This is a genomic window from Paenisporosarcina sp., from assembly GCF_049671445.1.
Taxonomy (GTDB): Bacteria; Bacillota; Bacilli; order Bacillales_A; family Planococcaceae; genus Paenisporosarcina.
The window spans coordinates 1-3,888 of record NZ_JBATUX010000136.1; the positions used below are offsets into that span (position 1 = coordinate 1).

Here is a 3,888-nt window from a genome sequence, read left to right on the forward strand (position 1 = left end):
ACATCACTCCGTCATAGCCATTATGTTGCCTGAACTCACCGACTCTCTTCAGCCCGAGCCCAGTTTCATAAAACTCAATAATCCTATCCAGTTGATCGGTTGGTCTAGCGATTCTCATCTGAACAACTGGCAGTTCCTTGGACCAAGAACTTTTCACTTTCACGATATAAGGTAAACTCGAATGCTTCAAAACTTGATCGTGCTCTTCTTCCACTTCAACCACAATTGGATGGATCGTAGCGGGTCGATTTGTGGGGTACCAGTTACGACCTTCTTTCACCAAAACAAAAGTTCCAACTTCATCCCCGTAAAACCGAAAAGTATCAGATTCTGCATGATTCACATTGTTGATCGGTGATAGGAACTCACTGACGTCCTCAACACTTTCAACAGGAAATCCAATTTCACAGACATCATGCCAACATGGATTAACTCCACCATCAAGAATCTCCCGCACTAAAATCTCGACAATATTGCCATCTGGGTCAGTAAAATATACTTGTTTGCCCTTCCAGTACCCGCTTAATTGACCCTCCGAATTAGGTAAAAGATTTACGTCCGCTTCTTTCAGCTTCGTGAACATATACTCAAAGAAAGAAAGATTCGTACTTAAAGCAAAATGATACAGTCGAGCTTCATCCGTGCTGCCTTGCTGAAACGTGATATGTGTACTTCCAGCTCTAACTGTAAAGAAGTTTTCTCTTGCTCTTAAGATTGGCATTTCCAACATTTCTGTATAAAACTTTTTCATCTTTTCAATATTGCTCGTCTCCAACACGATTCTTAGAATTTTCATTTTCAACACCTCAATTCAATTTTACAAAATCCCTTAGACAAAACAATATGTACAATAGGATGAAAGAATTCTACGCCTTTTGGATGAATGCTCCTAAGATAAAGCATCTTTCATTCTTTCAAAGGGGTTGCTATACTAGATTCATCTATTTATTTCGAGTCTAGAAGGATTGTGGGTGTATTATGACAACAGCAAAAACAACTTCACTGGCTTCCAATCCAGTCTATCCAATCATATTTGCGATAGGTGGTGTCCATTTACTAAATGATTCGCTCCAATCGGTCATTCCGGCGATGTTTCCTGTTCTTGAAAAAGATCTTGGACTTACGTTTACACAGTTAGGGTTAATCGCCTTCGCCTTGAATATGGTCGCTTCCGTGCTACAACCGGTTGTCGGTTATTTTAGTGACCTAAAACCAAGGCCCTATTCACTTCCATTTGGAATGACACTGTCATTATTCGGGATGGCTGGCCTAGCATTTGCCCCGCAGTACTGGATGATTCTCGTATCCGTCATTTTCGTAGGACTGGGTTCTGCTATTTTCCATCCTGAAGGGTCTCGTGTGTCTTTTATGGCAGCTGGAACGAAAAGAGGTCTGTCACAATCCATTTATCAAGTGGGTGGAAACACTGGACAAGCATTAGCCCCACTCATCAGTGCATTTATCCTAGTTCCACTTGGTCAAAGGGGAGCCGCTCTGTTTTTATTAGTCGCAGCGCTCGGTATTTATATATTAATGAAGATTTCAGCTTGGTATAAAGAACAGTTAGAGCAAGAAAAATTACTAAATCGCAAAAGAGTAATATTGTCTTCCATGGCCAACTTAACGAATAAACAAATAGGTGTCGCACTTGGTCTTTTACTGATGATTATTTTCGCCAGGTCCATTTACGTTACGAACATAACAAGCTTTTATGTCTTTCATTTAATAGAAGCTTACGGGTTAACGATTCAAACAGGACAGCTCATAATCTTCCTATTTCTAGCAGTCGGGGCGGTAGGGACATTTTTCGGAGGACCATTGGCAGATAAAATGGGGCGGAAAAATGTCATCGTCCTATCGCTTTTAGTCCCAATTCCCTTAGCCCTTCTATTGCCGTATGTAGCACTCCCTGCCGTTATATTTCTGTTAATACTTATAGGATTTTTCATCATGTTAAGTTTTTCAGTCACGGTGGTTTATGCACAAGAACTCGTTCCAAGTAAAATCGGGACAATGGCGGGGCTAACAGTAGGGTTATCTTTTGGCATGGGGGCAATTGGTGCCGTCGCAATCGGCATATTAATGGACCATATTGGTATCTATCCGACGATGATCATCATTTCGTTTTTACCACTATTAGGACTTGTAGGACTTGCACTCCCTCGAGATCAGAAAATGACTTCAGAGCCGGTTTCTAAGTGATGCTTGACTAAGAACAAACAACTAAAAGACACCACCAATCAGGCACAATGCTGATTGGTGATGTCTTTTAGTTTAATAAATTGTTAAAGTAGCAGATTAAGAGGCTGTCCTAAAAGTCATGAAATATGACAAAGAGCAGTTCTCTTTTTTATTTAGAATAGGTCGATTTCCGTTTCAGACGGACGCTTTCCGCGGGCATGGTCTCAGCCTCCTCGACGAGCAAGCTCGCCTGCGGGGTCTTCTCCTCACGCTATTCCCGCTGGAGTCGCCGTCTTCCACTTCAATCAACCATAATTTCGTCATGAGCAAAACAGAATTATAACTGTTTACAATGTTCGAATGTATTTGCGAAAAAATGACTCACTTTTCTCCACTTATTTTATATTAGGGACTTATTAGACAGCCCCATTTATTTTTTCCATCACCGCAAAGTAATTGTCTTCACTATCCGCAAAGTTAAATACTCTTCCAGAAGGCATATTTACCATTTCTCCAACGGTAATATTTTTAGTAGATAAGTCGTTAAATAATTTATCGATATCATCTGTGAAAAACATTAATGAAGGTGTTCCAAGATTGATTCCCGACTCCATTTTCGCAATGAATTCCTTGTTATGAAGAATAATGCTTGTTTCAGCTTCTTTTGTTGGAGCGATTTGAATCCATCGCATTCCATGACCATTGTCTTCTTCAGAAATTACAACAAACCCCATTTTTTCTGTCCAGAAATTCACTGCTTCATCTTGGTTATTAACATACAACATAATTTGACCGACTTTATTTATCATACAATCCACTCCCTAGAAGTTTATTGAAATTGTATCACTTTTTTAGTATGGAAGAAAATGCGAAATGTTTGCGTCCCAGGGTTACTTAATCGCCCACAATACGGACTTTATCAATATCTGACCTCGTGGTAAGTCGGTCAATAAATTCTTGGTATTCGATAAGGTTATTAGATGAAATATACATTTTGTAATTATTTAAATCTGTTATTAATTTGTCTAGTCTATCTCCTGAGAAAGTTTCATCAGTCCGATAAAAATCGCTTAATCTTCTAAGCGCCAAGTAACTTCGCCATAGCTTCTTAGAATTGAATATTTCATAATGAAGATCTTCTGTTAGTTCAAATAGTTCGAGCTTACGACCTTCAGCATTATATAAAATGACATCAAACCCCATATAACTTACCACCCGGATGTAAACCCGTTTGTTCTAAATCTGTATGAGCATTAACTAAACTGCTTAACCTTTCTAGGCTATTCAAGCGGAGTTCTGTAAACTCACTAAGTAAGATTCTTACGCAAATATCGTTAAACCCCATTTAAAACGATGCTATGCATTTTCGCTTAAGAATTTTACAAACATAAAAAGAAGTCGCCCAAAACCCTACAGTTAATGAATAAGAAGCAATTGCATTTTCTCTTAAAAATCCTACAAACATAAAATACCTCCTAAATAATAATCATGTAAGAAAACTTGTTTTTGTTTCCTTATGTAAAAAAACTTTCCTTAGTGCAACTATAACCTATTATATGTATTTTCTCTTGAGAATTCTACAAACATAACAATATTTCCTCAATTGCAGGAAGTAAACAAAATGCATTAGGAAGTATTCAACTTCATTACTCAATCAGCTGAAAAGCTGTAGGGAGTGGGCCATTTTCAAGTCGTCTTAGGATTAAG

General features: G+C 38.5%; 3 protein-coding genes and 2 pseudogenes. 1 reads left to right on the forward strand and 4 read right to left on the reverse strand.

Going from position 1 to position 3,888, the window contains the following annotated elements; genetic code table 11:
• A pseudogene (locus WBG45_RS16525) lies at nt 1–118 on the reverse strand (VOC family protein); the annotation flags it as partial.
• Nucleotides 119–520: 402 nt separating this feature from the next.
• Nucleotides 521–796: pseudogene (locus WBG45_RS16530) on the reverse strand (VOC family protein); the annotation flags it as partial.
• 182 nt (nt 797–978) lie between these two features.
• On the opposite strand from WBG45_RS16530, the gene WBG45_RS16535 reads away from it, so the two are divergent.
• The gene (locus tag WBG45_RS16535; RefSeq protein ID WP_424416175.1) at nt 979–2,202 is read left to right on the forward strand and encodes an MFS transporter; all 1,224 of its coding nucleotides are present in this window, start codon (nt 979–981) and stop codon (nt 2,200–2,202) included.
• Between the two features lie 395 nt (nt 2,203–2,597).
• Here the strand turns inward: WBG45_RS16535 and WBG45_RS16540 are convergent, their stop codons facing one another.
• The gene (locus tag WBG45_RS16540) at nt 2,598–2,990 is read right to left on the reverse strand and encodes a VOC family protein (protein ID WP_424416176.1); all 393 of its coding nucleotides are present in this window, start codon (nt 2,988–2,990) and stop codon (nt 2,598–2,600) included.
• 85 nt (nt 2,991–3,075) lie between these two features.
• A complete protein-coding gene (locus tag WBG45_RS16545; protein ID WP_424416177.1) occupies nt 3,076–3,384 on the reverse strand; it encodes a hypothetical protein in 309 nt (102 codons plus the stop codon).
• Nucleotides 3,385–3,888: the final 504 nt, after the last annotated feature.

Coding starts and splice junctions, on each gene's coding strand:
- WBG45_RS16540 (WP_424416176.1), bottom strand. CDS start 2,990: ATGATAAATAAAGTCGGTCAAATTATGTTGTATGTTAATAACCAAGAT.
- WBG45_RS16545 (WP_424416177.1), bottom strand. CDS start 3,384: ATGGGGTTTGATGTCATTTTATATAATGCTGAAGGTCGTAAGCTCGAA.
- WBG45_RS16535 (WP_424416175.1), top strand. CDS start 979: ATGACAACAGCAAAAACAACTTCACTGGCTTCCAATCCAGTCTATCCA.